The sequence below is a fragment of the Bartonella rattimassiliensis 15908 genome, assembly GCF_000278215.1.
Lineage (GTDB): Bacteria > Pseudomonadota > Alphaproteobacteria > Rhizobiales > Rhizobiaceae > Bartonella > Bartonella rattimassiliensis.
This window is the reverse complement of record NZ_JH725068.1, coordinates 208,631-213,295: the sequence shown is the minus strand read 5'-3', so window position 1 is coordinate 213,295 and position 4,665 is coordinate 208,631. Positions and strand designations below refer to the sequence as shown.

General features: G+C 39.2%; 3 protein-coding genes and 1 pseudogene. All 4 read right to left on the bottom strand.

All coding sequences use genetic code 11. The features are described 5' to 3' along the window. Positions 1-289: 289 nt before the first annotated feature. The 4 genes and pseudogenes from MCY_RS07350 to MCY_RS07335 all read right to left on the bottom strand — a co-directional run bounded on the left by MCY_RS07350 (position 290) and on the right by MCY_RS07335 (position 4,487). On the bottom strand, positions 290-1,909 hold the full coding sequence (locus MCY_RS07350; protein ID WP_007347739.1) for a YfjI family protein: 1,620 nt from the start codon (positions 1,907-1,909) through the stop codon (positions 290-292). After that, positions 1,906-2,829 (bottom strand): DUF7146 domain-containing protein, encoded by a 924-nt coding sequence (locus MCY_RS07345; protein WP_007347738.1) that lies wholly within the window; start codon positions 2,827-2,829, stop codon positions 1,906-1,908. Before MCY_RS07345 ends, MCY_RS07350 begins: the two co-directional genes overlap by 4 nt. Before the next feature lie 98 nt (positions 2,830-2,927). Further along, positions 2,928-3,128: a helix-turn-helix transcriptional regulator gene (locus MCY_RS07340; protein WP_007347737.1), complete on the bottom strand. Its 201-nt coding sequence runs from the start codon at positions 3,126-3,128 to the stop codon at positions 2,928-2,930. A gap of 177 nt (positions 3,129-3,305) precedes the next feature. Beyond that, positions 3,306-4,487, bottom strand: a pseudogene (locus tag MCY_RS07335) (tyrosine-type recombinase/integrase). Positions 4,488-4,665 lie beyond the last annotated feature (178 nt).

The following is a 4,665-nucleotide window of genomic DNA, read 5'->3' as shown; positions in this document are numbered from 1 at the left end:
AGTATTTTATAGGGAGGTTTTGTCGGTTCTTAAAACCCCCAAAACCCCTACAAAACCCTTTTAAATATATATCATAGATTGTATTTACGTATTGCGTATCATATAAGTTGTTTAGTTAAAACATTAACATATTGAAATATCGTAACTTTTATTTTAGATTCAAAAAAATAAAATAATATCTATAAAAAGCACCCCCAAAACCCCCAAAACCCCCTAAAACTAATGATGGGAAGTACTTTGAAGGTTCACGGTTATCTTGTTTAATGTTTTATAAGATTTCCAAATTGCCTCAGTGTGATGTCTTATGATTTTTCACTAAGGGATGCCATTCATAACGTATCGTAGGTCGACCACTTTTAGGAGTATTATCTTCAGAGATTTCACGAATATAGTTACAGCAGCATAAAAGCTCTAAAGCTTGCTTAACGGCTCCATTGTCTTTGAAACATTTCCAATCACGTTTATAAACATCCCTTGCTGTAAAAACATCGGGTAAATGATCACAACGCTCGACAATTAATTTTGCATGCTCTGCTATTAATGTATTCCCCGCCGCATAAAGACGTTTGACATGACTTAACAAATATTTTTCCCAATACAAGGCTCTCTCAAGTGCATTTCTATTGATTTCAAAACGACCACCCTCAACCAGTTCAAAAATCAACGCAAGGATTGGTATGGTTTCGTTCATTTTTATAAGATGCGCTTGTAAACTTTCAGAAAAATGACCATCATTTATTTTTTTCTGAAAATTTTCCCACCATTCACGAAACATTTCTTGGGCTTCGGCAGAAAAGCGTATGGTTATCGGATATTTTGGTGATCCTAATGGTTTATCATAAAGAGAACGAAAAACCCCTTGATAACTTTCCCATGCCTCTTTTTTAGCAGGTCTATCGACCCATAATCGCTCTCGTCGTGCATCGGGAAAGATCAGCATTTGAAACCGTTGCAATAAACCATCATCGTTTATTCCACGCTGTATGGCTTGAATGAGGGGAATAATGCGTGAAGGTTGAATGCCCCCTATGATTGAAAGGGTTGCATTGGGAATATGAATGGTTCCACGCCCAATCCGGTCATAAGTGTGTGATTGATTGCCATTAAAAGCTTTTAGATAAAAGGAACGGTCTGATTGATATTCCTTTCTTTCCAAATTGGCTAAAAAACCAGTCAGTTCATCACACACCATTAAGAGACCACGGGGGTTTTCTTTCAACAATTCGCCTAGCTTTTCTACGGTCACATCATTGACGATAAGACGTCGTTTTATAGAACTGTCATCTTCCTCACTTTCTTTGTCTTCAAGAGCTTTTGAAAGAAGAGCAAGAGCTTGTTCCTTATCTTGATTTTTCAATGCTTTGTAAGCTTTTCTTTTGTTTTCTTTTATTTCTAATTCATTGAAGATTTCTTTTGTTTTTTGCTGTTTTTTCTTCTTTTCCCACTCTTGATACCATTCATTTTCAAAGATAGAGAGAGGTTTTAAAGCAGCTTGCATGGTAGGTGATTTCATGGTCGAAGGTTGCCCCACAACGGCACCCCAGAGATTAGGCACAATTTTCCAATTATCATCATGTTGTTTTGGGGCAATGCGTACGCCATTGCCAATCACAGCAGCCAAGGCACAGAGAGCAGAGATAGCAATAAAATCCATAGGGGCTTGTTGGCTATCCGCAACGTCATAAACATAGTTCATTAATGGTGTTGGCAGCTGTAATAAGCTAAAAGGCTCGACGGGTAAGAGAGCCGTCTTGATCGGTTGCAATTCCCCCCAACCATTTTGTTGCAATGCGACTTCATAAGGGATGGCTTTTAAACAAGTATTATCATTTAAAGAGATTTTATCGTTATCATTAACGAGTATATTTTGACTGTTATTCTCTACAATATTGTTTTTATTTTTTATCATTTATAACCTTTCATAATTAAAAAGTCATTGAAGTCTAAACCGTATGGGGCTTGCATCATAAAGATTTCAAAGCCTTGTCTATAGGCACGTGCAGCGAGGTTAAAACCTGCTTTACGCCCCGCCGCATCACCGTCCATTGCAATTGTCAGACGGGCTTTGGTTTTGGGTAAATTCACATGCATCATGCCATGGGTTGAAAGGGACGCCCATAAATCAACGGGCTCTGATAACAACCCAGATAGCAAAGCCATACCGGTTTCAATGTCTTCACAAATGACCAGATGTTTTGGATTGCCTTGGCTCAAATGCACTGCACCACCCGTGACAGAACCCAACATGGCTTTTGCTGGTTTTTGATCTGTTTTGCATCCATTGTCTTTTAAAAAGATCCTATGAATAGCAAAGGAGCCAGCCCCCTTAACAAGAGCCACCAATGCGGGCAGTGTCATTCCTGAGGGATGTGGACATTTGTCGTGAAAGCGTAAATCAGCAGGCAATTCACATGTGATCCCCCGCGTGCGTAAATAGATTTCTGCTAAAGTATTTTTGATTGGTTTGCTTTGTTGCCAAATTGCTTTTGCTCTCTCTGCTTTCTGTTTTGCTCGTTTGAGATCAGCATGAAACTGTTTTGAGCAAGAGGGTGCATAATCATAAGTTTTATCAAAAAAGGCTTGTTTCCCGAGCAAGCCAATTCTCATAAGCGCTTGTATGATCTTTCTAAAAGGACAACCAGCATGGCAATAGAGTAAGAGACGCCCATCATGTCCATTTTTAATGGATAAGCTAGGCATTTTATCATCATGAGCAGGGCAAAGAGCAAGTCCATAATGCCCATGCCATCCTCCACGTAATGCATAAGTAATTTTTTGAGCTGTTGTATGCGATGCATAAACATTGCCTATAGCATGTGTAAAATGCATAAAATCCCTCCTGCTACTTGCATTACAGGACGGATTCTGTTATTTCGATATTCGCAGTATACGAAATACTTTGTCTGTCCTATAAGGCGAAGTTTTCTTTAGGCGGCGTCGTTGCCTCGTTGGTTTTTTGCCTTTTCGATTACATTTCGAAGGTCAGAGTGTAACCAACGCGCTAAGGAACCGATCTTTAAAGGCTTTGGTACCGAGCCATCAGCGACCCGCCGCCAAAGTGTTGAAACGCTTATATTAAGTAGTTTTGCAGCCTCACGTACTGTGAGGAGTGGTTTATTTGGAATCATGAAATCCCCTCTATATTAAGTGATCGAATCACTGTTTATTAACTATATATAAATAGCAATTCGTAGCAAACTTTGCCAGCAAAAAAACAATATATTGTGATTTTTTATTCAAGATAAGCAACAATTTGTGATGTTATTATCCATTATGGATGAAAGGAGAAAAATGGAGACAGAGAGTTATCCACATCTTTTATTGTTTTGACCAGTGACATAAGAAGCCCATCTATCCATAAAAATACGACGCTGTTCTAAATAGTCAGTCCGACGATAGGCACGTTCTACTTTTCCTCCTACCGTATGGCTTAGGATAGTTTCAGCGACCTCATAGGGGGCATCGGTTGTTTCAGCAAGCCAATTGCGTAAACTAGAACGAAATCCATGCGGACGTGCTTCAAGTCCAATCTGTTGCATATATTGTGACATGCAATTCTCACCAAGAGGACCGCGACCGGTTGCAGAAAAGAAGAAATCATTGCGAGAGAGCAAGCGCGCTTGTTTTAAAATGTCTAATGCTTCTGATGATAAAGGTACACGAAACTCTTTTGTTGTATCACGCTTTCCTTTCATATTTTCGGCAGGGATAGTCCATATATCCTCTTCAATCTGATCTTTATGGATATGACGTAAAGGGTTTGTACGAACCCCTGTAAGGATAAGCAAGCGTAAAGCTAGTTGTGTTATGGTTGTTGTTTTACTGAGTGTTTTATAAAAAGCTGGAATATCTTTCCAATCCATTGCTGGTATGTTTTGTGTTTTATGGCGTTGTTTGCCTAAGAGCGCGCGTGCTTTTTTTGTTGCTTGTAAATCGACCTCTAATCCCAAGGCAGCCGCATGTTTGAGACAAATATTAAGACGGTTCAGTGCTTTCTCTGCTGTTGCAGCTTTTGTATGCCAAATAGGGGTAAGGGTGTTGCGTATCTCAGTTTGTGTAATCTCAGAAACGGGCAGGCAGCCTAATTTGGGGAGAATATGAAGTTGTAAAGGCGCAAACCAATGTCCATCTTTTCCATCATTTTTTAATTCAGCTTTACGGCTTTCAAAAGTATCTAGTGCAATGTCTTTTAAATAATGGAGATTGCTTATTGCCTGACGCTTTTGTTTCTTGCGTTCTTTAATGGGGTCATGACCTTCCTGTAAAACAGAGCGCCATTGATTTGCCAATTCACGGGCTTTTTTTAAAGATACATGTCTTAAAGCACCCAATCCCATTTCACGACGGCGCCCGTGAATGGTATACCGTTAAATCCATTGAGCACCTCCATCTTTACGCTTATGAAGTAACAAGCCGGCCCCATCATTATATTTGCCAACTCCCAATGTTGCGACAGATCTTGCATTAAGACGGTTCATAAGAGCCATTTTTAAATCCTTTCTTATACAAATTTTATCCACACACTCATCCCGCTTTTGACGTGCAAGAAAGTGATATTAATTGATTCAATCTGAGAGGGTTTAGAATAAGAAAATCTTACTATATTCGGGGCTTTAATTCAATATGCAAAACAGTGAATTATATATATAAATCAATGTGTTGCTA